Source organism: Campylobacter concisus, from assembly GCF_002913745.1.
Lineage (GTDB): Bacteria > Campylobacterota > Campylobacteria > Campylobacterales > Campylobacteraceae > Campylobacter_A > Campylobacter_A concisus_R.
Map to the genome: position 1 here is coordinate 44,093 of NZ_PPCG01000024.1, position 23,212 is coordinate 67,304.

Annotated in this window: 21 protein-coding genes and 2 pseudogenes; 15 read left to right on the plus strand and 8 right to left on the minus strand. The window is 40.6% G+C overall.

All coding sequences use genetic code 11. The annotated features are described in order from the left end of the window. Positions 1–191 precede the first annotated feature (191 nt). Positions 192–371, plus strand: a complete 180-nt coding sequence (locus CYO90_RS03175) for a transformation system protein (RefSeq protein ID WP_103578412.1) — start codon at positions 192–194, stop codon at positions 369–371. Positions 372–417: 46 nt separating this feature from the next. Here CYO90_RS03175 and CYO90_RS03180 read toward each other — a convergent pair whose 3' ends face one another. After that, positions 418–1,689: an O-acetylhomoserine aminocarboxypropyltransferase/cysteine synthase family protein gene (locus CYO90_RS03180; protein ID WP_103578413.1), complete on the minus strand. Its 1,272-nt coding sequence runs from the start codon at positions 1,687–1,689 to the stop codon at positions 418–420. A gap of 108 nt (positions 1,690–1,797) precedes the next feature. Here CYO90_RS03180 and CYO90_RS03185 point away from each other — a divergent pair, with 108 nt between their 5' ends. The 11 genes from CYO90_RS03185 (at position 1,798) to CYO90_RS03235 (ending at position 11,078) form a co-directional block, all read left to right on the plus strand. Then, positions 1,798–2,130: a hypothetical protein gene (locus tag CYO90_RS03185; RefSeq protein ID WP_002940272.1), complete on the plus strand. Its 333-nt coding sequence runs from the start codon at positions 1,798–1,800 to the stop codon at positions 2,128–2,130. Beyond that, positions 2,127–2,750, plus strand: coding sequence for an HAD family hydrolase (locus CYO90_RS03190; protein ID WP_103578414.1), 624 nt, complete (start codon positions 2,127–2,129; stop codon positions 2,748–2,750). The genes CYO90_RS03185 and CYO90_RS03190 overlap by 4 nt, the downstream gene beginning before the upstream one ends. 48 nt (positions 2,751–2,798) lie before the next feature. Beyond that, a complete protein-coding gene (locus CYO90_RS03195) occupies positions 2,799–3,053 on the plus strand; it encodes a DUF2018 family protein (protein WP_103578415.1) in 255 nt (84 codons plus the stop codon). Next, positions 3,046–3,477, plus strand: coding sequence for a hypothetical protein (locus tag CYO90_RS03200; RefSeq protein ID WP_103578416.1), 432 nt, complete (start codon positions 3,046–3,048; stop codon positions 3,475–3,477). The genes CYO90_RS03195 and CYO90_RS03200 overlap by 8 nt, the downstream gene beginning before the upstream one ends. Before the next feature lie 10 nt (positions 3,478–3,487). Further along, positions 3,488–4,381, plus strand: coding sequence for a polyprenyl synthetase family protein (locus CYO90_RS03205; protein WP_103578417.1), 894 nt, complete (start codon positions 3,488–3,490; stop codon positions 4,379–4,381). Then, complete coding sequence (gene hemA / locus CYO90_RS03210) at positions 4,381–5,664, plus strand: glutamyl-tRNA reductase (protein WP_002940193.1); 1,284 nt, start codon at positions 4,381–4,383, stop codon at positions 5,662–5,664. Before CYO90_RS03205 ends, hemA begins: the two co-directional genes overlap by 1 nt. Then, a complete protein-coding gene (locus tag CYO90_RS03215) occupies positions 5,654–7,354 on the plus strand; it encodes a proline--tRNA ligase (protein WP_103578418.1) in 1,701 nt (566 codons plus the stop codon). Before hemA ends, CYO90_RS03215 begins: the two co-directional genes overlap by 11 nt. Beyond that, positions 7,351–7,782: an FxsA family protein gene (locus CYO90_RS03220; RefSeq protein WP_103578419.1), complete on the plus strand. Its 432-nt coding sequence runs from the start codon at positions 7,351–7,353 to the stop codon at positions 7,780–7,782. Before CYO90_RS03215 ends, CYO90_RS03220 begins: the two co-directional genes overlap by 4 nt. Positions 7,783–7,790: 8 nt before the next feature. Beyond that, positions 7,791–8,720, plus strand: coding sequence for a hydroxymethylbilane synthase (hemC, locus tag CYO90_RS03225; protein WP_103578420.1), 930 nt, complete (start codon positions 7,791–7,793; stop codon positions 8,718–8,720). Between the two features lie 2 nt (positions 8,721–8,722). After that, complete coding sequence (locus tag CYO90_RS03230) at positions 8,723–9,073, plus strand: Imm10 family immunity protein (RefSeq protein ID WP_103578421.1); 351 nt, start codon at positions 8,723–8,725, stop codon at positions 9,071–9,073. 196 nt (positions 9,074–9,269) lie between these two features. After that, entirely contained in the window at positions 9,270–11,078 is a 1,809-nt protein-coding gene (locus CYO90_RS03235) for a menaquinone biosynthesis decarboxylase (protein ID WP_103578422.1), read from the plus strand. Positions 11,079–11,929: 851 nt separating this feature from the next. Here the strand turns inward: CYO90_RS03235 and CYO90_RS03240 are convergent. Continuing rightward, positions 11,930–12,949, minus strand: coding sequence for a hypothetical protein (locus CYO90_RS03240; protein ID WP_103578423.1), 1,020 nt, complete (start codon positions 12,947–12,949; stop codon positions 11,930–11,932). 63 nt (positions 12,950–13,012) lie between these two features. On the opposite strand from CYO90_RS03240, the gene CYO90_RS03245 reads away from it, so the two are divergent. Together CYO90_RS03245 and truD are read left to right on the plus strand one after the other, a co-directional pair. Beyond that, positions 13,013–13,834, plus strand: a complete 822-nt coding sequence (locus tag CYO90_RS03245; RefSeq protein WP_103578424.1) for a thiamine-phosphate kinase — start codon at positions 13,013–13,015, stop codon at positions 13,832–13,834. After that, positions 13,812–14,936, plus strand: coding sequence for a tRNA pseudouridine(13) synthase TruD (truD, locus tag CYO90_RS03250; protein WP_103578425.1), 1,125 nt, complete (start codon positions 13,812–13,814; stop codon positions 14,934–14,936). The genes CYO90_RS03245 and truD overlap by 23 nt, the downstream gene beginning before the upstream one ends. 120 nt (positions 14,937–15,056) lie before the next feature. Here truD and CYO90_RS10170 read toward each other — a convergent pair. From CYO90_RS10170 to CYO90_RS10180, 3 genes and pseudogenes are all read right to left on the minus strand, one after another. Then, positions 15,057–16,109: pseudogene (locus tag CYO90_RS10170) on the minus strand (methyl-accepting chemotaxis protein); the annotation flags it as partial. A gap of 75 nt (positions 16,110–16,184) precedes the next feature. After that, a pseudogene (locus tag CYO90_RS10760) lies at positions 16,185–16,442 on the minus strand (Cache 3/Cache 2 fusion domain-containing protein); the annotation flags it as partial. Between the two features lie 5 nt (positions 16,443–16,447). After that, complete coding sequence (locus CYO90_RS10180) at positions 16,448–16,969, minus strand: Cache 3/Cache 2 fusion domain-containing protein (RefSeq protein WP_181000204.1); 522 nt, start codon at positions 16,967–16,969, stop codon at positions 16,448–16,450. Positions 16,970–17,273: 304 nt separating this feature from the next. Between CYO90_RS10180 and htpG the strand changes: the two genes are divergently transcribed. Then, complete coding sequence (gene htpG / locus CYO90_RS03260) at positions 17,274–19,130, plus strand: molecular chaperone HtpG (protein ID WP_103578426.1); 1,857 nt, start codon at positions 17,274–17,276, stop codon at positions 19,128–19,130. Between the two features lie 136 nt (positions 19,131–19,266). Here the strand turns inward: htpG and sdhE are convergent, their stop codons facing one another. Genes sdhE through sdhA form a run of 3 tightly spaced genes read right to left on the minus strand, consistent with a single transcriptional unit; the run spans position 19,267 to position 22,940 of the window. Next, entirely contained in the window at positions 19,267–20,124 is an 858-nt protein-coding gene (sdhE, locus tag CYO90_RS03265) for an 8-methylmenaquinol:fumarate reductase membrane anchor subunit (protein WP_103578427.1), read from the minus strand. 2 nt (positions 20,125–20,126) lie between these two features. Next, the gene (sdhB, locus tag CYO90_RS03270; RefSeq protein ID WP_103578428.1) at positions 20,127–21,092 is read right to left on the minus strand and encodes an 8-methylmenaquinol:fumarate reductase iron-sulfur subunit; all 966 of its coding nucleotides are present in this window, start codon (positions 21,090–21,092) and stop codon (positions 20,127–20,129) included. A 9-nt stretch (positions 21,093–21,101) separates the two neighbouring features. Continuing rightward, on the minus strand, positions 21,102–22,940 hold the full coding sequence (gene sdhA / locus CYO90_RS03275; protein ID WP_103578429.1) for an 8-methylmenaquinol:fumarate reductase flavoprotein subunit: 1,839 nt from the start codon (positions 22,938–22,940) through the stop codon (positions 21,102–21,104). Between the last annotated feature and the right edge of the window lie 272 nt (positions 22,941–23,212).

Genomic DNA, 23,212 nt, shown 5'->3' on the forward strand with positions numbered 1-23,212 from the left:
AACAAAACTTTAAATTTTTAAAAACTTTAATTTATAAATTTTAAAATTCCATTCACTCGCAAGAGTTGGCTACTAAAATTTGACTTCGCTTGCAACTTAGCTCAAATTTTAGAGCCAAAACAAATCCGTTCAGTCTCATTTTATTTTTCTTTTTATAAAATCACCAAAACACTAGCAAAATGGGAGGCAAAATGCTTGATGATATCATCCTTGCTGTCTTAGTATATTTCACAACATTCTTATTTATGTTTTTTATACTCGCCTTTTTTGCATTTTGGTATATAAGCGTGCCGCTACTTGTCATCTATATCGTTATAAAATTTATAAGGCATGCAAAAGAGTGCGAGAGGATATGCGGCAAGCTTGAGTAAATTTTAAATTTCTAGCCCAAAATGAGCTAGAAAAAAATAGAAAATTCTATTCTAAGGCTTGAGCCAGATCAGCTATCAGATCCTCGGCGTTTTCAAGACCTATACTAACTCTTATCAGCTCTTTTGTGATGCCAGCTTTGATGAGCTCTTCGCTGCTTAGCTGCTGGTGAGTTGTCGAGGCTGGGTGTGTGATGAGTGATTTTGTATCACCGATATTTACTACGATCTTAAAGAGTTTTACGCGCTCTAGCATCTTTTTTGCACGCTCAAAGCTATCAGTCTCAAAGCAAAATAGCCCATTTGCCATGCCGTCTTTAAAGTATTTTTGTGCCTTTGCATGATCTACGTTGTCGGCAAGTCCTGGGTATGCCACGCTTTTTATATGCTTGTGAGAGTTTAGAAATTTAGCCACTTTTAGCGCGTTTTGAGAGTGTCTTTCAACCCTAACAGCGAGCGTTTCAAGCCCTTGTATGAGCTGCCAAGAGTTAAACGGAGAGATCACAGCGCCGATGTCGCGCACGATGGCAAGCCTCATTCTTAGCGTGTAGATGTCAAAACGATCCGTCATATCAGCATATACGATGTCGTGATAGCTCGCATCTGGCACGTTAAAGTGCTCATATCTCTTGTTGCCTTTTAGCTTCTCGTTTAGGTGATTTGCACTTACAACGACACCTGCTAGGCTAAGACCTTGACCGCTCATATATTTGCTAGCGCTATGCACGCAAACATCGACGCCGTGGCGAAGTGGCTGAAAGATGATAGGCGTTGGCACGGTGTTATCGGTGATGCTGATGATGCCATATTTGTTTGCGATTTCTACGATTTTTTCGATATTTGGGATAGAAATTTGTGGATTTGAAAGCGTTTCAAAAAATATAGCCCTTGTTTTATCATCTATCAAACTCTCCAGATCATCTGCAGTGTCGCTGTCAAAGACTCTAGCCTCTATGCCAAATCTTTTCAGCGTGTGCGTAAAAAGCACCGTCGTGCCGCCATAAATTTTCTTAGCGATGATGATATTATCGCCTGCTTGGGCTAAATTTATGATGCTGTAAAACAAAGCCGACTGACCGCTTGCAGTAGCTATCGCAGCGGCTCCGCCTTCAAGTGCGGCGACCCTTTTTTCAAAGATATCTGTCGTTGGGTTGCTAAGTCTTGTGTAGATGTAGCCACTATCTTTTAGATCAAACCTAGCAGCTGCCGTCTCGGCACTTCCAAAGTCATAAGCTGTGCTTTGAAAAATAGGCACAGCCATCGTGCCAAAGCCCTCGTTTGTATCGTAGCCTACGTGGATCGCAGCGGTTTCTTGCCTCATTCTTGCTCCTTGTTTAAGTAATTTTGGCGTAAATTATACATTAGCAAAGCCAAAATTTAGGGGATAAAATCAAATTTTGATATAATTTGCCAAAAAAAAAGGAAAAATTTGAACCAAGTCACGGACAAATTTAAGCGTGTAAAATATCTTCGTGCGCTAGAAAAATTTGCAAAATCAGCGATAAACGGGCTAAAAAGAGATGACTTTGACGAGACTGAGTTTCGCCAAAGAGTGGAGAAAAACGCGAAAGTCATCGAAAAAGTCGAGGCTGTTTATCTTGATCAGCCATACTCAAAGGCGCTAGAAAATTTTATAAATTTGCTTATCAAAAATGCGCCAAAAGAGGAGCTTTTAAAGGCGGCAAATCTACTTGATAAGCTAAAAAATCAAAAGACATATAAGAAAGAAAAACATAAAAATAAATTTAAGGATGAGGATTGAAAGTAGTTATTTTTGATATGGATGGCACGGTGATCGATAGCGGCGAGGCGATATATAAAACGGTAAATGAAGTGAGATATGAGTTAAATTTGCCGCCACTTGAAAAAGAATTTATCATAAAAGCGATCAATGAACCAGGTAGAAATTTAGCCCTTGAGTTTTACGGCATCGACACGCCAAGCAGGAGCTTAAAAGAGGGCTTTGAAGAGAAATTTAAGAAATTTTACGATGAGTGTGCGACTACATATGAGGGCGTAAAAGAGCTTTTACAAAAGTGCAAAGAGGCTCACTTTGAAGTCGTTTTGGCAAGCAATGCACCACACGATACGCTAGAGAAAATTTTAAAGAAAAATGAAATTTATGAGCTATTTGACGAGGTTATCGGCGCTAGCAAAGAGATACCGCAAAAGCCAGATCCTGCGATGCTTCATCTAGCTGTTAGTAAAACTGGAGCCAGCAAGGCGATCTTTATAGGAGATAGCCTAAAAGACGAGCTAGCTGCCAAAAATGCAAATATGCCTTTCTTGCAAGTTAGCTGGGGATTTGGCGATGAGAGCAAAACAGCGACTTATAACGCTAAAAATGTTAGCGAGGCGTGGGAGATAATATTAAATTTTTAACTTAGTTTTAATTGGCTATAATCTTAAGAAATTTTCAAAGAAATAGCAATGATAGATATATTTGAGGGCAGTGCGAGGGATAAATTTTATGACATTTTGTTTAACGCAAATGCCGTTTTAGTTAAAAACGAGATAGATAAAATTTTTGATAAATTTGTAGCTATGAGTGAGCTTTGCGAAAAACATGGCGTTGGCGAAGATGAGATCAGAAATTTTATAGTCTCAGAGCAAGATAAAATTTATAACGGAGTAAATGACCTATATATCGAGCTTAGCGGAGAAATTTTAAGCCAAAATGAGTAAGATTTTTGCACTCATTGCTTTGTTGGCTGCTCTTGTCTTTGCCAAAGAGCCAAATTTTGACCCAAATTCGGTACATATATTTGAGCTTAAAAAAGATGAGTGGGCGAGGGTCTTTATAACTGAAAAGCGAACCCAAAGGGTTGAAACTTTTGACTTTCGCTGGACGCTATTTGATAGCACAAATATCACTGTGCAAAGCTTTTTTAGGCGCTATCCAAGGCAGATGGTCTTTTCGCTAAGGCAAGGACAAAATACCTACATGCAGCGAGTTTTGCCTGATTTTACGATGCCGCCAAATGAGAGCGTAAGCCTTTATATATCGTTTATTGATTTTAAGGATAAAAAGGCGCATTTTAGGGTGGCTCTGCTAGATGAGAGCAAGCGTGTGGATGTGGGTTTTAGAGATCCAGATGAGGCTAAATAGAAGGATAAAAATGGATAAAATCGATGAAATAATGGGTAAATTTATAAGTGAGCTTGGCTACAAAGAGGCGTTTGAGATGTTTTTAAAGATAAGCTCAGGCAAGAAGCTGCGCTCAAAACTTCTTTTAAAGATCGCAGGCGAGAGCGAAATTTCGCTTAGGCTTTGCGCTATCATCGAGCTCATCCACCTTGCAAGCTTATTGCACGACGACGTCATAGACGAGGCAAATATAAGACGCGGCAAACCAAGCATAAACGCACTTTTTGGCAGTAAAAACTCAGTCATGCTAGGCGACATCCTTTACTCAAAGGCTTATTTTGAGCTTACAAAATTTGACCCAAGCATCGCAGCTGTCATCTCAGATGCGGTCAGTAAGCTAAGCATCGGTGAGATAATGGATGTTAAAATGGCTGAAAATTTTAATGAAAACGAGCAAGAATATTTAAAAATGATCTACTATAAAACAGCTGTTTTGATAGAAGCTACGGCTATTTGCGGGGCAAAGCTAGCTGGCAAAGATAGCGAGAAATTTGGACTTTATGGCAAAAATTTAGGTCTTGCATTTCAGATCGTTGATGATATCTTAGACATCACTCAAGATGAAAAAACACTTGGCAAACCAGCGCTTAACGACTTTGTCGAGGGCAAAACAACGCTTCCTTACATATATCTTTATAAGAGCTTAGACGAGGCTGGTAAAACAAAGCTTAGATCGCTTTGGGCAAAGAAGTTAAACGCGGACGAAATTTCGTGGTTAAAAGAAAATTTTGATAAAACTAGCTCGCTTAGTAAAGCCATAAATGAAGCCAAAAGGCTTGGGGCTGAAGCAATAGAAGCGATAAAAGAGTATAAAAACGCCGAGCTTGAAGGGATCATAAAAAGCATGATAGATAGGGAATTTTGATGCACTATTTAGACATAAGTTTTACATATAAAAATACTGATATTTCGGTCAGAGAGAAGCTTGCCTTTGATAGTGACGATAAAAAAGAGCAAATTTTAAAGCTGATAAACTCAAACAAAAACATAAAAGAGAGCATGGTGCTAAATACCTGCAACCGCGTCGAGATCATAGCAAGCGTAGAGGATGTAAAGGCCGCTACTGCTCATATCATCAGGTGCATGTCGATATTTTCAGGCGTTTTTGAAGATGAGCTTTATGAGAGAGCTGACATCTACGAAAACAGCGGTGCCGCTCACCACCTATTTGCCGTGGCAAGCTCGCTTGATAGCCTAGTCGTTGGCGAAACGCAGATCGTTGGCCAGCTAAAAAATGCCTTTAAATTTGCTTATGATAACAACTCATGTGGCGAAGACATCAGCAAGATCATCCACTACGCATGTAAGTGCGCTGCCAAGGTTAGAAACGAAACTCAAATTTCTAAAAACCCAATCTCAGTTTCAAGCGTCGCCGTGGCAAAAGCAAAAGAAATTTTTGGCACGCTTGAAGGTAAAACGGCTATCGTCGTGGGCGCTGGCGAGATGGGCGAGCTAGCAGCAAAGCACCTCATATCAAGCGGCGCAGAGGTAATCATCATAAATAGAAGCTCTGAGCGCGTCGAGCAGCTAGTTGATAGCCTAGGAGATAACGCGAGTTGGGATAGCATATTAAAACTAAAAGAGTATGTAAATAACTACGATCTCATCTTTTCAAGCACTGCAGCCCCGCACGCTATCATCACAGGCGAGATCATCGAGCCAAGAGAATTTCACAGATACTTTTTTGATATCGCCGTGCCAAGAGATATCGATCTTTTAAACACAGAGCTTATCAGCGTCTATACGGTCGATAGCCTAGAGGAGATCGTACGTAAAAATTTAGCCCTAAGAGAGGAGCAGGCGCAAAAGGCCTACTCGATCGTCGGTCAAGATACAAGCGAGTTTTTAAAGACTTTAAAAGAAGATATGAGCGTGCCTCTTATAAAATCTATCCGCAAGCAGGCTGAAATTTGCGCTAAAAACGAGCTAGAAAAGGCGATGAAAAAGGGCTATTTAAAACATAGCGATTACGATGAGGCGCAAAAGCTCATCCATCAGGTCTTTAAAGCATTTTTACACCAGCCAACTATGAAGCTAAAAGGGCTTGCAGACGAGGAGAGAGCGAGCGAGCTTTCAAACGGAGTTAAATTTTTATTTGACATAAAAGATGAACAAAATTTTCAAGCAGGAGATATAGATGAAATTTAGTAAATTTTACGCCCCAACGACCAAAGAAGCGCCAAAAGATGCATCTTTACCAAGTCATCAGTTTTTGATAAGAGGTGGCTTTGTCGAGCAGATCGGCTCTGGGCTTTATAACTATCTGCCGCTTGGAAAGATTATGCATGATAAAATTTCGCGCGTGGTAAAAGAGGAGATGAACGAGGCTGGCGCGCTAGAGGTGAGCTTTAGCGTGGTCACTTCAGGCGAGCTTTGGAAGCAAAGTGGTCGCTACAATGTCTTTGGCAAGGAGCTTTTGCGCTTTAAAGATAGAAAGGATAATGACTTTGTCATAAGCCCGACAAACGAAGAGGCAGCCGTTGCCTTAGTGCGTGGCAAGGTCACTAGCTACAAGCAGCTGCCGCTAAATTTATACCAGATAAACACCAAATTTCGTGACGAGGCAAGACCTCGCTTTGGCTTGCTAAGAGGTCGCGAATTTACGATGAAAGATGGTTATAGCTTTCACTCGAGCAAAGAGGATCTTAAGCGTGAATTTGACCTTATGGAGGCAACTTATAGTAAGATTTTTACCCGCTTGGGGCTAAATTTTAGAGCTGTTGAGGCTGATAGCGGAGCCATTGGCGGTAGCGGCAGTAAAGAATTTATGGTGCTTGCAAGTAATGGCGAGGACGACATACTTTGCTGTGAGGCTTGCAGATACGCTGCAAACGTCGAGGCTGCAAGACGCAAACCAAGAGTTAGCGAGGCTGAGGCGCCAGAGGCAGACGCGGCTAAATTTCTAACGCCAAATGCAAAAACGATAAAAGATGTGGCGGAGTTTTTCAAAGTTAGCGAGTTTTACTGCATAAAAGCTGTTATGAAAAAGGCGATTTGTGAGGATAAAGAGGAGGTCGTGGTCTTTTTTGTAAGGGGCGATGACGAGCTTCAAGAGACAAAGGCGCAAAATGCTTGCAAGGCGCTAGAGCTTGTCGATGCTAGCGAGGCTGACGTGGCTAAAGCTGGGCTTGTGGCTGGATTTTGTGGGCCAGTTGGGCTAAAGGATGTTAAATTTTTCATAGATAACGAGCTAAAGGGCGCAAATAACATGATATGCGGCGCTAACGAGAAGGACTATCACTTTGTTGGCGTTAGTGTTAGCGGATTTAACGAAGAGAGATTTAAAGACCTTGTAAAGGTAAAAGAGGGCGATAAATGCCCAGTTTGCGGCGGAAATTTAAAGCTTAGCAAGGGCATAGAAGTCGGTCATATCTTTCAGCTAGGCGATAAATATTCTGCTGCGATGAACGCGACATATCTTGATGAAAACGGCAAGGCAAAGCCATTTTTGATGGGCTGCTACGGCATTGGCATAAGCAGGCTTATCGCTGTGATGATAGAGGCTAGCCACGATGAGAAGGGCTGCATCTGGAAAAAAGAGTGCGCGCCGTTTGACGTGGAGATCATCATCTCAAATTTAAAAGATGAAGCGGGCGTGAAATTTGCATTTGAGCTTTATGAGAGCCTTAAAAAAGCTGGCGTTAGCGTCATTATCGATGATAGAAACGAGAGATTTGGCGTTAAGATGAATGATTTTGAGCTTATAGGCTTTCCTTACGCACTGCTCGTGGGTAAAGAATTTGCAAATGGTAAGGTTGAGTTTATCACGAGAGATGGGCTAAGCAAAGAGGCGATAGAGGCAAACAACGCCTTTAGAAAGATAAAAGAAAGCTTATGAGATTTTTTGCATTTTTGTTTTTTTTGATAGAAGCGGTGTTTATCTATCTTTTTGTAGATAAATTTGGCTTTTTAAACTACTTTCTTGAGGTGTTGGTCTCTGGATTTGTTGGCATCGCACTTCTTTTTAATGCTGGATTTTCTAGTTTAAATTCGCCTCAAGTAGCGTTTAAGAGCTTTCTTGGTGGAAATTTATTTAGTCAGCTAGGACTTAGCTTTGGCGGAGCGCTGCTCTTTTTGCCAGGGATTTTGACAGATATTTTTGGTATAGCCGTTGTCATTTTTTCTTTAGTGTTTAAGAAAAATGTGGCGAAAAATGAGAGCTATCAGGAGTTTAAATTTCAAAATTTTAGCGAGCAGGGCACTAAAAAAGATGATGGCGAGATCATCGACGTTGAGGTCATCGAAGAGCCAAAAAGAGTAAATTAGGAGAGATGATGAAAGAGATAAAAATAGCAACTAGAAAGAGCATCTTAGCGCTTTGGCAAAGCGAGCATATCAAGGCTAGGATCGAGGCGCAGCACAAGGGCGTGAAGGTTGTGCTTGAGGGCATGAAGACAAAGGGCGACGTGATCCTTGACACGCCACTAGCCAAGATCGGCGGTAAGGGGCTTTTTACAAAAGAGCTTGAAGATAGCATGCTAAAAGGCGAGACTGACATCGCCGTGCATAGCCTAAAAGACGTGCCAGTAGTCTTTCCAGAAGGGCTTAAACTAGCGGCTATTTGCTCACGCGAGGATACTAGAGATGCGATGATAAGTGAGAAATTTGCTAAATTTAGCGAGCTACCGCACGGCGCAAAAGTCGGCACAACGAGCCTGCGCCGCAAGATGCAGCTGCTTATCATGAGGCCTGATCTTGAGATCATTTCGCTTCGAGGTAATGTGCAAACTAGACTTAGAAAGCTAAAAGAGGGCGAATTTGACGCGATCATTTTGGCTATAGCTGGCATAAACCGCCTAAATATCAAGGCTGAAGTGGCACACATCTACACATTTGGCTTTGACGAGATGATACCTGCGATGGGTCAGGGCGCTCTTGGGATAGAGGCCAGAGATGAGAAGCAAATTTTAGATGAGATCTCTTTTTTAAATGATGAAAATGCAGTCATAGAAACGACCATAGAGCGTGACTTTGTAAGCGTTTTAGAAGGTGGCTGCCAAGTGCCAATAGGCATAAGCGCAAGGCTAAAAGGAGATGAAATTTCTATCGATGCGATCGTTGGTCTGCCCGATGGAAGTGAGTATATAAAAGATAGCTTAAAGACTAGCAAAGATAAATTTCAAAGCATCGGCAAGGAGCTAGCGCATAAATTTATAGAAAAAGGGGCGAGAGAGCTTTTAAAACGCGCTGAAGAGATGGCGTAAGCGTGTTTGAGCTAAATTTTAAAGCAAAAGCCATAAACGCCACCAAAAATAGCAAAGACAACTACTATATGATCGGTCTTGCGGACGACAAATATAACTACAAAAACTACATAATCTTTCAAAGACCGATCAAACTAAAAAAGGGTGACGACGAAAACGCCGAGATAAACGGCCTATATGCAGAGTGCAATGGCGACATTTGCTACAACGCTTGCAAACGAGTAAAGATCACTGATAAGAGCATCATTTTTGAGGTGCAAGATAGTCTCATTTGCGTAGATACCAAGGACGTTAAGCTTAATGAGCGCTTTATGAAATATAGCAAAGAGATATTTGGTGAGCTGCTAGAGTAGTTTTAAATTTAATAATTTGCCTGCTTTGCCGCCATTTTTTAGCCGAGATGATAGAGCATAAATTTATTATCTTTGCGATAAAAATAGACAATAAACTAAACACCACACAAACTGCCTTTGCGTGCAATAACAAAATATTAGCATCGCCTTTTTTATCAAATTTTAGCTATCATCCTTAAAAATTTAAGGGAAAAATATGGACTACATCAAGCTTTTAAAAGATAATGGCCTACTTAGGGTGATCGAGGAGCCAGTAGATATCGACCTAGAGATCGCGCACGCTAGCTATATCGAGGTCAAGCGCGAAGGCTCACAAGCACTACTTTTTACAAACCCAGTCTGCAAAAAAACTGGGCGTAAATTTGCCCCAGTGCTTACAAATATCTACGGCTCAAAAAGGGCGCTTGAGCTGATATTTGGCGTGCAGCCTGATGAGATCGCAGCTGAGATAGAAAAGCTTTTAAAGCCCAAAAAACCTGAGAATTTCAAAGAGAAGCTTGACTTTTTGGCCTATCTTTTTAGCATGAGAAAAATTTTTACCAAAAGGCTAAATGGCGAGGGCGAGTGCCAGCAGGTCAAATTTATTGGAGAGCAGGCTGATCTTTTGAGCCTGCCTGCGCTAAAGACTTGGCCACATGACGGAGGCGCTTTTATCACGATGGGGCAGGTCTATACGCAAAGTTTAGATGGTGCGCTGCAAAATTTAGGCATGTATAGACTGCAAATTTATGATAAAAATCGCCTTGGCATGCACTGGCAGATCCACAAAGACGGCGCAAATTTCTTTCACGAGTATAAGCGCGCTGGCCGTAAGATGCCAGTCTCTGTGGCGATCGGCGGTGATCCCCTCTATATCTGGTGCGGTCAGGCGCCACTGCCAAAGGGTGTCTTTGAGCTGCTACTTTACGGCTTCATCCGCAAAGAGCCAGCCAAGCTTGTAAAGTCGCTAACTAATGAAATTTACGTCCCGCACGACGCCGACTACGTGATCGAGGGCTTTGTGGATACTGCTAAGAGCGAGCTTGAGGGGCCATTTGGCGATCACACTGGCTTTTACACGCCAGTTGAGCCGTTTCCGGTGATGGAGGTCATGGCGATAACGAGCAAGCAAGACCCTGTCTTTCACGCGACCGTGGTTGGCAAGCCGCCGCTTGAAGATAAGTATATGGGCTGGGCGACCGAGCGCATTTTCTTGCCACTTTTGCGAACGACCGTGCCAGAGCTACTAGACTACAATATGCCTGAAAATGGCGTCTTTCACAATCTTATCCTGGCCAAGATCAACGCCCTTTATCCAGCCCATGCAAAGCAGGCTATGCACGCGTTTTGGGGAGTTGGGCAGATGAGCTTTGTAAAGCATGCTATTTTCGTGGGCGTTGAGGGGCCTGCGCTTGAGGACTATGAGAAATTTGCGGACTTTGTGCTTGATAAATTTGGTAGCGAAAGTGTGCTGATAAGCCAAGGCGTGTGCGACCAGCTCGATCACGCCAGTCCAAACTCGTGCTTTGGTGGTAAGCTAGGCATCGACGCGACGCAGGACTTTTGTAAATTTAGCCCTGAGGTCTTAAGTGATGACGAGCTTTTGGCTAAATTTCAAAGCGTTTTGCCAAATGTTAAAGAGCTTAGGCAGTTTAAAAAGCAGAGTAAAACGCCTATTTGCGTGGTGAAATTTGAAAAAGATCGCCCTGTAAAAGAGCTATTTTCTAAGCTTTTGGAATTTAGGGAGTTTTTCAAGCTTTTAGTCGTAGTGGATATGCAAAACTACCTAGAAAACCCATATATGCTGCTTTGGCGCGTGACAAATAACATAGATGCTTTGCGTGATATCTACATAGATGGTGAAAATTTCTGCGTGGATGCGACGATAAAGGACGAGCTAGAGGGCTATACTCGTGGCTGGCCTATGCAAACTGACTGCGAGCGTGAAGTGGTGGCTAAGCTTATTAGGCGTGGTGTAGTAAAAGATGAGCCAGAGCTGTTTCATAAATTTGAGATATTTGGGTAGGGTTGTAGCCTAGTGGCTTTAGCACGCTCGTGCACAAAAGTGGCAAGAAAATGCGCTCAGCCCCCCCCCAACCCTTGTAGTTATATTCAAGCGGTTATGCTGGTCGCAGTCTTGTGAAATGCTAGCCCTGTTTGCTGGCCGTCTCCATCGCTAAAAATGGCTCGATCGGCGCATAAAGCCAGAGCGTGATCGCTCAAGTTCGCTCTTGGCCGTATAGACGAAGCTCTTGATTATTAAGCTTTAAATTTGATTTAGCATTTTGGCTTGATAAAATTGCTTTTAAATTTAAAAGATCGGTTTTTGTGCTTAAAAATGGCTTAGTTTAAGACCGCTTTTAAGTGCTAGATAAAATTTCTATTTAAATTTATCTGTTTTTCTGGGTTGGCTGGTTGGCTGGTTGGCTGGTTGGCTGGTTGGCTTGAAAACTACATCGGTAACTACAGATTTTTAAATTTAGCACTTCAAATTTCTTAAAATACTAAAAATAATATACAAAAATTTACGTAAAATAATATGATTTTGCCTTGCCAGAGGTAAAAATTTAGAGTTGTGTGCTAGAAAAATTTAAATTTGATCTGTTATGTGAGCATAAAAACATCTAAAATCAAAAGATCAGGAGTGTAAAAACTTTTAAATTTAAATAACTAGAAGCGTCAAAACTTTTCAATTTAATAAAGTTAGCAGATTACAGGTGCGTTTTTTTAAAAAAAGATATGCTATGCCAGCTTTTGGTAAATCAAGCGTTTAAAATAACTTATTTTTGTTTTTTAGAAAAATTATAAACCCTAAATACAAGATTGAAAAATCGCACGAATGCCATAATGCTTTAAATTTGACGTAGTAAATTTAGCTTATAAATTTACCAAACCGACCTTCAAAACATGCTCTTTTAGCCCGTTTGGTATCTCGCCATTTTCAAGTGCCATTAGCTCGCTCGCTCTTAGGACATAAAAGTCTTGCAAGCTTCTGTTGGCAGAATTCTCAAGCTTTTTTGCTAGCGTGTCAAAGATATAAAACTCCGCTTCATTGCTTGCTAGTAAAAAGTCAGCCCCACTATCAAATGCAGCAAAAACTATCTTGCTAGCAAGTTTGCAAGCTAGCTCTTCATCGGCCTTTAAAAGATAATATCCACAAGGCATTTTGGCGTTTAGCTCTATAAAATTTGCCTTATATGCGCTTAAATTTGCAGGCAGTCTGTCTTTTATGACTATCTTAAACTCTTTAAATTTACTAAGTTTTTCTATCTTTTCAAGCTCATTTTCATATTTTTGCGCAGCTTTTATGCCTAAAATTTCTTTGAAAAATTTAATCGCTTCGTTGTAAATTTCACTTCCACCAAATAGCAAATCATCAAGCTCACAGGCTATCAAAACGCCGTTTTTACCGCTAACTAGCTTTAAAATTTCATCATTTTTCTCATTTTTATAAAGATAATGAGCTAGCATTATCGCTGCCGCGCCTATAAAATTTGGCTCGTAGTCTTTCACAAAATCAGCGTAAAAATGGGACTTAAAGCTAGCGTATAGCTCTTTATCAGCTCTTTTACAAAAGCTAGCAAATGGCTCAAATTTCGCCCAAAAATCATCATCATTTATGGCAAGATCTAAAACCGCTCTTTTCTCATTAAGCGGGGCTATGCAAAGCTCGCTGCCAAGTTTTTGAGCTAAATTTGCAAGTGGCTGGGCGGTGCTAACTACGACGTCATTTACCTTGACAAAGCCCTCAAATGGGCTAAAGTAGGGGTCTATGCTCTTTACGTGGGCAAAAAGCTCGTTTAAGTTTGCAAAGTCTGAAATCTCTAAAAAATAGGGCTTAAAATATGCCAAAACATCTCTTTTCGCGTCAAATCTAAAAATCTCAACTCTTTGCATCTCTATCCTTTTTTTGGGCTTATTTTATCCTAAATTTAAAAGGAGTTTCATTATAATAGCTCAATGGATAAAGAAAATTTTACGATTGCATGCTTTAGTAACGCATATATCGGCGATGATGCGGCGGTTGCTGGCAAAATGGTCTTTAGCAAGGACATTTTTGCGCAAAATTCGCACTTTAAGCTTGGCTGGCTAAGCCTTGAAGAGACCGGCTACAAGGCGATGATCGTAAATTTTTCAGATACGATCGTGATGAATGCAAAGCCAAAGTTTGCCCTTCTTGGGCTTAGTCTGCCAAAGAGCTTCACGCCGCACCAGATAGACGAGCTAAGTAGGGGCATAAATAGGGCGTGCGAGGAGTTTGGCGTAAAGATAATCGGCGGCGACACGATAAGTAGCCCCATTTTAAACATAAGCGTTAGCGTGATCGGCGAGCTAAAGGGCAGGGCTGTGCTTAGGAAAAATGCTAAATTTGGCGATCTTATCGCATTTACAGGCAAACTTGGAGGCAGCCAAAAGGGGCTAAACTCGCTTTTAAGACTGGCTCAAATTTCTAAAAACTCACGATTTAAAAAGCCTGTTTTAAGAGATAAGTTTTTTTACAAAGCAGCTCATCTTATAAACTCCGCCATGGATATCTCAGACGGGCTAAATACCGACCTTGGCAAGCTTTTAAAAGCTAGCAAAAAGGGCGCTAAATTTACAAAAAAACTAAGCAAATTTGAGCTTAGTAGCGGCGAGGAGTACGAGGTTTTATTTACCTTTAGTCCTAAAAATTTAAGCGCTATTAAAAGGATCGCTGCAAAAACTAGGACAAAGATCAACATCTTTGCAAAAATTTCACACAAAAGGTTAAGACAAAATGCAAGAAGCCACCACTTTTAAGCCGCTCTATGCGCTTACTCATGCGCCCATCGAGGCATATTTTTCTAAAAATTCAGATGATTTTGTCGTGCGCGAGATACCACTTTATGAATTTAGTGGCGACGGCGAGCACTTGATCGTTGAAATTTCTAAAAAAGATATGACGACAAGTGATGCTTTGCACGCTTTAAGCGAGGTTACTGGGGCTAAGATGCGCGACTTTGGCTATGCTGGGCTAAAAGACAAGCAGGGCATGACGACGCAGTTTATCTCGATGCCTCGTAAATTTGAGAGTGCGCTTGCAAACTTTAGCCATGAAAAGATGAAAATTTTAAATTTAAACGTGCATAAAAACAAGCTTCGCATCGGACATCTAAAGGGCAATAGCTTTTTTATCCGCCTAAAAAAGGTGCTGCCAAGTAGCGCTAAAAAGCTCGAGCAGGCATTTGTCAGCATCGATAAAATGGGCTATGCAAACTACTTTGGCTATCAGCGCTTTGGTAAATTTGGCGATAATGCTGAAACTGGCCTTGAGCTACTTAAAAACGGCACGATAAATGGTAAAAAGAGCAAAAATGTAAAGCTAAATGACTTTTTGATCTCAGCCTATCAAAGCGATCTTTTCAACCGCTACCTTAGCAAAAGGGTCGAAATTTCAAGGTTTGTAAGCGACTTTAGCCTAAGTGAGCTAGGCGAAATTTATAAAAACTTTAGCAAGGATGATCTAAAGGCGATGAAGGCGCAGGAGAGCTTTTTTAAGCTTTTGCCAGGAGAGGTTTTGGGGCACTATCCATTTGGCAAGCTCTTTTTGTGTGAAAATTTAGATCAAGAGGCGCAAAGATTTGCTAAGCGTGATATCACAAGCCTTGGACTTATAGTCGGTGCAAAGGCCTATGAGGCAAGCGGCGTGGCAAAAGAGCTTGAGGATGAAATTTTCGCTGAGGCATTTTCGCTTACTTCAAAGATCGCTGGCTCAAGGCGCTTTAACTGGGCGTATCTTGAAAATACAAGCTACAAATACAACGAAGAAAACGCTCATTTTAGCTTAAATTTCACACTTCAAAAGGGCTCATATGCCACGGTTGTGCTAGAGGAAATTTTGCATAAAAATATATTTGAGTAGGGCAAATTTAAAGATAGTTTTAAAAGTGGGGTTGGCTAAATTTGGCTGGTTTAAATTTAAAAAGGTCCAGCTCTCGCTAGACCTAAAACATTAAATTTAAGAAGTAAAAGAGGTAAAAACTTAAGTTCTAAAGACGCTAAGTTTAGTATTTAGCGCATCTGTCATCTTATTTAGATGCTCAGCTGCAGAAGCTATCTCTTCGACGCTTCTAGCATTTTCAGATGAAATTTGATTGATCTCTGAGATACCATCCATGATCTCATTTACGTTTTTACCAGTTGCGATGTAGTCTTGCATAGTCTTATCTGACATCGCTATGGCGTTATTCATCGTTGCGCTCATATCATTTATCGTCTTTTCAACGTCACTTGCCACATGGGTTAGCTCTTGAATTTGTTTAGAGTTGATGCCCATTTGCTCGCTGCTGTCATTGATCGCTTGAACGATAACGTTGATAGTTGCATTTATCTCTGTTAGAGATTTTTGAGTTCTCTCAGCTAGCTGTCTAACCTCATCAGCAACGACTGCAAAGCCACGTCCATGCTCGCCCGCTCTTGCTGCTTCTATTGCTGCGTTAAGAGCTAGTAAATTTGTCTGATCAGCGATGTCATTGATAACCACAAGGACTGATTTAACCTGCTCAGCATCACGGCTAAGCTGCTCGATCTTGCCAGCCATTTGATTTTCAACATTAGCAGAATCAACGATCTGAGACGATAGAGATTTAATAGCTTCAGTAGCTGTTTTTATATGAGTGCTTGCCTTTTGAAGGTCATCTTTACCAGCTTGAGCAACTGCTAGTGACTCTTTCATATTCTCTTGCATTACTTTACATCTTTGATTTGTCTCTTCTACTATTTGAGTTGACTCTTCTACACGCTTACCTGTTTGAAGAGATGTAGAGCTTAGCTCGTTTGCAACTGAGCTGTTTTCATTTGAAAGATTTTTAGTGTCGCTTATAAGTACTCTTATTCTCTCTATAAAATCATTTATATCATTGCTTATCTTAGCAATCTCATCTTTGCCGTAGATTGGGATTTTAAGCGTAAAGTCAGATGTTATAGCATTTAAATTTGCTCCTAATCTATCAATAGGATTTGCAACCATCTTTTTAAGTAGTAATATAGATACTATTATAAGAAGCAATGTAACTATAATGCTTGCAATAATGAAGTTTTTACTAACCACTTTTAGAGGTGTTAAAAAATCATCTGTAATAGCTGAACCAAGTAAAATCCAGTCTAGTTTGTCAAATGGTTTAAATGCCGCTATTCTTTCAACTCCATCAGCTACAACAAGTTTGGCACCTTCTCTCTCTTTTGTGATGTTATCCATAGTAGCTTTTAGCTCACCACTTAGCTCTTTACCAGCTTGATTTGGGTGGATATCAAATTTATTAGTCTTTGTATTAAAGATAGAGAAGTATCCATGCTCACCTAGCTTCATAGAAGCAAATGTCTTTTTAAGATCCTCTAGACCGTTTGTGAAGTCGTAACCAACATACAAAATTCCTATAACGTCATTGCCATTAACAATAGGCTCATATATCTCATATAGTTGCGACCAAATAAATTTACAACACCTACATATCGTTCTTTGTTTATTGCATTTTTATAAACTGGACTATTTTTATCTAGTAGTGTGCCGACAGCTTTGCTACCATCTGGCTGTGTTACGGCAGTACTTACTCTTAAAAAGCTATCGCCTGATTTTGCAAAAACGGTTGAAATTCCGCCATTTGATGCTCTGCTAAATTTATCAATAATATCGTAGTTGTTATTTAAAATACCGCCTTGAGAGACTAGTTCAAGTGCTTCGTAATTGCCAGTCTTACTCATCTGATGATCAACTGAGATTTTTCCAACCAACTCTTTAAAGACGCTCATTAACGTCTCTGCATTATTAACATTGTCCTTGTTAAATAGTTCAACCGTATCCATTGCAAGTGCAACGTTTTGTTTAACAGTAGTTACCACTCCATTCTTGATCTCACGCTCTAAGACATATGATGTGTAGAAAACAAAACAAGCCATACAGACCGCCAAGACTACAGCAATCGTTGCTGAAACTTTTACCAAAATACTTCGTAAATTCATTTGATTCCCTCCTATGGATTTATGTCTTGATTATACTACTATTTTAAATGAAAGCTATACAAATAGCCATAATTAATAATAATTTTTAAATATGTATTATTATTTTATTTATAAAATATAACTCTTTTAGAATATTTTATAAAATTTATAAAAGAACTTGATAGCACTACTATCAAGGTTAAGTATATTTTTATCACTTTGTGCTATAATCTGCCAAAAATTTTAAAACAAGGAAAAGAAAATGGCAGATAAATTTGAATTTCAGACCGAGGTCAATGACCTTTTAAATTTGATGATCCACTCTCTTTACTCAAACAAAGAGATATTTTTAAGAGAGCTCATATCAAACTCAAATGACGCGCTTGACAAGCTAAACTACCTATGTTTGACCGATGAAAAGTATAAAAGCTTAAGCTATACTCCAAGGATCGACATCAAAGTAGATGAAAAAGCTAAGACTTTAACCATCAGCGACAACGGTATAGGTATGGATAAAGACGAGCTAATCGCAAATTTAGGCACCATTGCAAGAAGTGGCACAAAGGGTTTTATGCAAAGCTTAAGTGGTGATGCCAAAAAAGATAGCTCGCTGATCGGCCAGTTTGGCGTGGGCTTTTACTCAGCATTTATGGTGGCAAGCAAGATCGAAGTCATAAGTAAACGAGCACTAAGCGAGAAGGCTTATAAATGGACATCTGACGCAAAAAGCTACGAGATCGAAGATGCTAAAAAAGATAGCTTTGGTACGGATATAATCCTCCATTTAAACGACGATGAATTTGCAAATTCTTGGCGTATCGAAGAGATAGTCAAAAAATATTCAAACCACATCCCTTATCCTATATTTATGGATAAAGAGAGCTATGTCGCACCAAAAGAAGGCGAAAAAGAGGGCACTTATGAGACCAAAAACGAGCAGATAAACAAGGCAAATGCGCTTTGGAGGCTAAATAAAGCTAGCTTAAAAGAGCAAGACTACAACGACTTTTATAAGCAAATTTCACATGACAGCAGCGATCCGCTCCTTTATATCCATACAAAGGCTGAGGGCAAGATCGAGTACTCGACACTATTTTATGTGCCAAGCACCGAGCCGTTTGACCTCTTTAGGGTTGATTATCAAAGTGGCGTGAAGCTCTATGTGAAGAGGGTTTTTATAACTGACGATGCAAAAGAGCTTTTGCCGCCGTATTTAAGATTTATCAAAGGTGTGATCGACGTTGAAGACCTGCCGCTAAACGTTAGCCGTGAAATTTTACAAGAAAATGCGATCATGAGAAGCGTCAAAGAGCAGAGCGTGAAGAAAATTTTAAGCGAACTTGCAAAAGTAAAAGATAACGACCGCGAAAAATACATAAAATTTTACAAACTATTTGGCAAGGTTTTAAAAGAGGGACTTTACGGCTTTAACGCTGAAAAAGAGCAAATTTTGGATCTTTGCCTATTTAAAAGCTCAAAAAGAGACGGACTTATCAGCCTAAAAGAGTACAAAGAGGCGATGAAAGAGGATCAAAAGTCGATCTACTACATCAGCGGCAACAACGAAAATATGCTAAGAAATTCGCCGCTTCTTGAGAGCTTTAAGAAAAACGATATCGAAGTGTTAATAATGGACGAAGAGATCGACACGATCGTCATGCCAATGGTAAATGAATTTGACAAAACACCTCTAAAATCAATCTCACACGCTGATATAAATGACGAGATCAAAAACGATGAGAAGGTCGATGAGAGCAAGGTTGCAAACACGCTTGTTAAGATGAAAGAGATCTTAAAAGACGAGGTTAAAGACGTTAGGCTAAGCTCAAGACTTTCAAGCTCGGCTGCTGTGCTAATATATGATAAAAACGACCCTGATTACGCTATGCAAGAGATGTTAAAACAGATGGGACAAGGCGCAAATGCTCCAAAAGTTAAGCCGATCTTGGAGATCAATGCTGATCATGAAATTTTCGCAAAACTTGAGAAAAATGAGGCAATGGTTTATGACATAGCGCCTTTGCTTCTTGATATGGCAAGGCTAAATGAGGGTATGAGCCTAGAAAATCCAGCTAAATTTTCAGAACTTCTAACAAAAGTGATGATAAAAGCTATATAAAATTTGTAAGCCCAAAGAAATTTGGGCTTGACTCTACTTCTATAAATTTTTTAATTTCTTATATTTATTGTTTTATTGCATTAAAAATTTAATTGTGTAAGTCAAATCTCCCACGCCAAAAGACGTGGGATAAAATTTACGCTATCTTGCTAGCGTCGATGATGTTTAGATCAAGACCTAGATCTTCGACAGATAGACCAAGTGCAAGACCTACAAGCTGAGAGAGGTGGATGATAGGTTTTCTAACATCTGAGTGGTTCTCATCTTGATATCTCTCTTGATAGATGTCAAGTTGCATTTGACAAAGTGGGCACGGAGTTACAACTACGTCTGCGCCATTTTGATCAGCGTTATTTACGATCTGGCTTGATATTTTTCTTACTGACTTTCCAGCTGGATAGCTAGCGTGGAAGCCGCAGCAGTCAAGTCTTTTCTCAAATGGCACGATAGTAGCACCAAGTGCGCTTACAACAGTTTCAAAGCTCTTTGGATTGACTGAGCTTTCTCTGTTGTGTAGATCTTTTTCAGGTCTTAAGCTGTGGCAGCCGTAAAATAGTGCTAATTTTAGCCCACTAAGTGGCTTAACAACCTTTGCTCTTAGCGTTTCTACGTTTTGATAAAGCACCCAAAGAAGGCTTGTGATCTCGGTTGAGCCATTATATTTCATATTGCCCTCAGCCAAGAAAGTATTTATGCGGTCCTTTGCACCCTTATCAAGCGTAGTTTTAGCTCTTGTTAGAGTTAGCATACAAGTTGAGCATGTAGTAAGCATCGGCATATTCATCTGCTCAGCAAGTGCTATATTTCTAGCATTTGCCACAAGTGTAGCGATAGGATCGACGTCTTGTGCTTGTTGGGCACCACAGCAGCTCCAGCCCTTTATCTCATGAAGCTTCCAGCCAAGTATCGGAGCGATAGCCTCAAGCGACATCTTAGCCTCTTTAGCTGCTTGAGAGAGTACGCATCCTGGAAAAAAAGCGAATTCGTTTTGCATAATTACTCCTTACTAGCAGCTTTGCGAGCCGCATTTATCATTTTTACTAGATCATCATGTCCTTCTATATCCTCTTCGCCAAAGATATGAAGCGGATTCATCTTGCCAGCAAGCATTAAGTTTGCAGCGATGTCTAGTTTGCCCATATTTTTGATAACGCCTTCTGAACGAAGTGCAAGTCTAACCTCATTTAGTCTGCCTGAGCCATCAACTAGATCAGTTAAGAACGCCTCAGCGTGATCTGGTCCCATACCATCATCAAAGCCTTTTTGTATAGCCATAATGCGAAGATCAGTTATATCTTTGCATGCACTTATGCCTTTTGGACAGCGATCAGCGCACTCTTGGCACTTTACACACATCCAAAGGCCATTATCTATAGCTGGTTTTAGGTGCGGCATAGGATCTTTGCTACGTGAGTCAAATGCTGCTCTATAAGCATGAACAAATACAAATGGCTGCATATAATCGCTCGCATCAGCTTCAAGTTTATTACACTCACTAGCGCATGCACCGCAAAGTATGCAGTCCCATTCAAGCGCTACTTTTTCATACTCTTTTTGACTTTGCTTACAGCCTTTTTCTGCGCTAAATTCTGACTTAGCAGTGATGCTAGGCTTGATCTTGCGTAAATTTTCGATACTTGGCTCCCAGTCCACCATAAGATCAGAGATGACCCTGAAATTTCCAAGTGGAGAAATTCTTATACTCTCTGGGTTGTCATACTCAGCTAAAAGCTCGTTCATCTTTGTATCACAGGCTAGATATGAGTGGCCATTTACTCTAACAGCACACGCTCCACATATCGCTGAGCGGCAAGATGCTGTGAAATTTAACGTCGCATCCTTTTTTTGTTTGATATCAAGAAGCACTGTTAAAAGAGTTTTGCCTTTGATCTCTTCATTTGTTAGCTCATAAGTTGATTCATATTTTTTAGTTCCGTCAAAACGGTCGATAATAATTTTCATCCTAGCTCCTTACTCTGGCTTCTTGCCGTCAAGTGAAAATATGCCTGTCACAACGTCTTTGTAGCTAAGTTCAAGCTTGCCATCTTTTAGTGTGACTATGCTGTGTTTTAAGAAATTTACATCATCTCTTTTTGGATAGTCCTCTCTTGTGTGAGCACCACGGCTCTCAAGACGATTTTGAGCTGCAAGACATGCTGCACGAGAAAGAAGTATAAGGTTGCCAAGCTCGACATAGTCAGTAAATGCTGTGTTCATGACTGGGTTTTGATTTGGCACTTTAAGGGTGTCATATTTTGCTTGGATAGCTTCAAGGTTTTTAGAGAGCTGATCAAGTTTTGCGCCAGTTCTAAAGATACCCATTAGATCCCAGTTGTTTTTACCAAGCTCTTCGCGAAGCGCGTACATATCATTTACGCCGCCCTCGCCTGTTGCGATAGATTTAAATTTATCTTCCCACATTTTTGCTAGCTCAGAAGTTTTCTTTCCGCTTGCAAATTTTGCATTTTGAGCGTAAGCGCCAGCACCCTTGCCAGCTAGATCGCCAGTTACAACTGCGTCAGTTAGGCTGTTTCCACCAAGGCGGTTTGCACCGTGGATAGATACACATGAAGCCTCACCACCTACATAAATTCCAGGGATTTTTGTGCTCATATCATCAAATTTAGCTACCTCTATACCACCCATTGAGTAGTGAGCTGTTGGACGGATAGGCACTGGTTGCTCGATAAGGTCGATGTCTTGGAAAAGCATCGCTGTGTGGCGAATTTTAGGAAGCTTTTTCATGATAGTATCTTTGCCAAGGTGGCGAACGTCACAAAGCACGTAAGCGCTCATGCCCTCGCCAAAGCCTCTACCCTCGCGAATTTCTGTCTCGATCGCACGAGCGACGACGTCACGAGGAGCTAGTTCCATCTTTTCATGATAGTTTTTCATAAAGCGCTCGCCCTTGTTGTTTAACAAGTATCCACCCTCGCCGCGGGCTGCTTCAGTGATTAATGTGCCACCATTTTGAACGCCAGTTGGGTGAAACTGAAGCATCTCAGGGTCTTCAAAACCAAGACCTGCTTTAAGCGCAGCAGCGATGCCATCACCAGTTGCTATAAATGGAACTGATGTGCGGTTATAAAAAATTCTAGTGTATCCGCCAGTTGCGATGACTAGAGATTTGCAAAGAACTGGGTAAATTTGACCATCTTGGATGTTGCGAAGAACGACGCCCTCTACTTTGCCATCCTCAAGACCGATCTCAAGTAGCTCATGGTCCATTAGAAATTTAACGCCAGCTGTGATAGCGTCGTCAAGACAGGCGTGCATCAAAACGTGACCAGTTTTATCAGCTGCGTAGTTACAGCGTTTTTTGCTAGCGCCACCCATGAAGCGAAACGCCACGTCACCATTATCTTTACGAGAAAAGAGCATGCCGTTGTAGTCTAACTCGTGGATGACTGCGCCTGCTGCCTCGCAAAATTTCACTACCGCATCTTGATCAGCAAGATAAGCTGCACCTTTTACGGTGTCATACGCGTGAAGCTTGAAGCTGTCGCCGTTGCTAAAGTCTGTAACGCCGTTTATGCCACCCTCTGCCATACAGGTCGCATTACGTGATGGCATCATCTTTGTAGCGACAACGACGGTTGAGTTTGGATATTGCTTGCGAACGGCTGTTGCTGCACGAAGTCCAGCACCGCCAGAGCCGATTATTAGCACATCAACAGATGGCAAGCCATTTTCATTACCCTTTGGCAACTCGCCAGCAAAAACATTGGTCGCACCAGCTGTTGTAGCTAGCGCACCTACGCTGATACAGGCGCTTTGCAGAAATTCTCTTCTGGTAAATTTTTCACTCATTGATAACTTCCTATTTTAATAAGTTTATTAGCGTTAAGACGCACCGCCGGTTCATTTCTTAATATTTTTTAAAACAACTATATTAATAAAAAAATTAATAATGAAACTTTACGTAAAATTTACTTAAAAGAAACATAAAGATTTATTTTAGGTTATATAGTGAGATTTGATAGCTAAAATCACTTATAAAATAACCATTTTATCGTATTTGTAGCTACTACATATAAATTTATTATTTCGATAAAGACAAAAATAATATTATCACGAAATAT

Bases quoted from the DNA above. Each gene is read 5' to 3' on its own strand.
- CYO90_RS03240 (WP_103578423.1), bottom strand. From the start codon at position 12,949: ATGCAAAGAGTTGAGATTTTTAGATTTGACGCGAAAAGAGATGTTTTG.
- hemA (WP_002940193.1), top strand. From the start codon at position 4,381: ATGCACTATTTAGACATAAGTTTTACATATAAAAATACTGATATTTCG.
- htpG (WP_103578426.1), top strand. From the start codon at position 17,274: ATGGCAGATAAATTTGAATTTCAGACCGAGGTCAATGACCTTTTAAAT.
- CYO90_RS03245 (WP_103578424.1), top strand. From the start codon at position 13,013: ATGGATAAAGAAAATTTTACGATTGCATGCTTTAGTAACGCATATATC.
- truD (WP_103578425.1), top strand. From the start codon at position 13,812: ATGCAAGAAGCCACCACTTTTAAGCCGCTCTATGCGCTTACTCATGCG.
- sdhB (WP_103578428.1), bottom strand. From the start codon at position 21,092: ATGAAAATTATTATCGACCGTTTTGACGGAACTAAAAAATATGAATCA.
- CYO90_RS10180 (WP_181000204.1), bottom strand. From the start codon at position 16,969: ATGGCTTGTTTTGTTTTCTACACATCATATGTCTTAGAGCGTGAGATC.
- CYO90_RS03180 (WP_103578413.1), bottom strand. From the start codon at position 1,689: ATGAGGCAAGAAACCGCTGCGATCCACGTAGGCTACGATACAAACGAG.
- sdhE (WP_103578427.1), bottom strand. From the start codon at position 20,124: ATGCAAAACGAATTCGCTTTTTTTCCAGGATGCGTACTCTCTCAAGCA.
- CYO90_RS03205 (WP_103578417.1), top strand. From the start codon at position 3,488: ATGGATAAAATCGATGAAATAATGGGTAAATTTATAAGTGAGCTTGGC.
- CYO90_RS03235 (WP_103578422.1), top strand. From the start codon at position 9,270: ATGGACTACATCAAGCTTTTAAAAGATAATGGCCTACTTAGGGTGATC.
- hemC (WP_103578420.1), top strand. From the start codon at position 7,791: ATGAAAGAGATAAAAATAGCAACTAGAAAGAGCATCTTAGCGCTTTGG.
- CYO90_RS03220 (WP_103578419.1), top strand. From the start codon at position 7,351: ATGAGATTTTTTGCATTTTTGTTTTTTTTGATAGAAGCGGTGTTTATC.
- CYO90_RS03175 (WP_103578412.1), top strand. From the start codon at position 192: ATGCTTGATGATATCATCCTTGCTGTCTTAGTATATTTCACAACATTC.
- CYO90_RS03215 (WP_103578418.1), top strand. From the start codon at position 5,654: ATGAAATTTAGTAAATTTTACGCCCCAACGACCAAAGAAGCGCCAAAA.
- CYO90_RS03200 (WP_103578416.1), top strand. From the start codon at position 3,046: ATGAGTAAGATTTTTGCACTCATTGCTTTGTTGGCTGCTCTTGTCTTT.
- sdhA (WP_103578429.1), bottom strand. From the start codon at position 22,940: ATGAGTGAAAAATTTACCAGAAGAGAATTTCTGCAAAGCGCCTGTATC.
- CYO90_RS03195 (WP_103578415.1), top strand. From the start codon at position 2,799: ATGATAGATATATTTGAGGGCAGTGCGAGGGATAAATTTTATGACATT.